1 protein-coding gene is annotated in these 931 nt (G+C 41.4%); it reads left to right on the forward strand.

What is annotated here, in order from left to right:
- Positions 1-462: 462 nt before the first annotated feature.
- Positions 463-931, forward strand: a 469-nt coding sequence (locus DVK06_RS16685; protein ID WP_199718748.1) for a uracil-DNA glycosylase family protein, incomplete at its 3' end; no start/stop codon positions are given.

Below are 931 nucleotides of genomic sequence, written 5' to 3' on the forward strand. Positions count from 1 at the left end.
GACTCAATATCCGCAATTGGGTGCCCATCTCGGATGAACTGTTTGTAGTCCTCAAACGCGTCGTCACGACCAGCGGGGAGGATCACGATTCCGGTCATGGTTGAGTGGAAATCACCGGTGGGTGGCAAATAATTGACTACAACTTCATTGACTCTGTTGAAATCCTAAGGAGCTGATAGGATTAGTGTGCGAGACACAGAGGATGTATCTTCCAGACACGTAAAAGAACAATCCAATTTGGGGGTTCAAGAGTTTTCAATTTAATCTGATTATCAATTTTCAGACCTCAGAGCAAGGTGTTATATTATAGTAAAATTGCCATGACGTATGAGTAGTGAAAACCAGCTCACAGAGCATCTTGAGGGAATATGGGATAACTGGCGAGATCAGACCGGAAATTGTCGTGGATGTAGTCATTGAGGTACAGGTGGCGGAAACGCACCATTCTATGGTGTTGGTAATTTGGAGGCAGAAGTCGTATTAATTGCAAAAGAACCAGGAGCTGCCTCAGATCCAGCTAATCCGCAGTGGACGGAAGATCTTGATACACACCATGATGAAATCTATAACTATATACAGTCCGAATATGATTCACATCTCGATAGACAATCCGATATTAGGAAGACTGGAATGTATGAGAAATATTCTGACTTCGTCCCGACTTTTATCGATCCGTTATTAGACAACAATATTGGCATATATTATACTAATCTGAAAAAATGTCGAGAAAAACCCAGTTCTGGTGAGGAGGAGTTACAGAAAGCAATCAACTGCTGTGGTTCGTATCTCAAGACAGAACTGGAATTATTAAGCCCAAATGTGATTGTAACGTTCGGAAATGAAGCAACAAAATGGATCTATGACTATTATCCCGAATTATATGATGAGTATGATATTAGTATGACAAAGGATGAAATGCCTGCAAGCGCAG

It is taken from the genome of Halorubrum sp. Atlit-28R, from assembly GCF_003665955.1.
GTDB classification, from domain to species: Archaea; Halobacteriota; Halobacteria; order Halobacteriales; family Haloferacaceae; genus Halorubrum; species Halorubrum tropicale.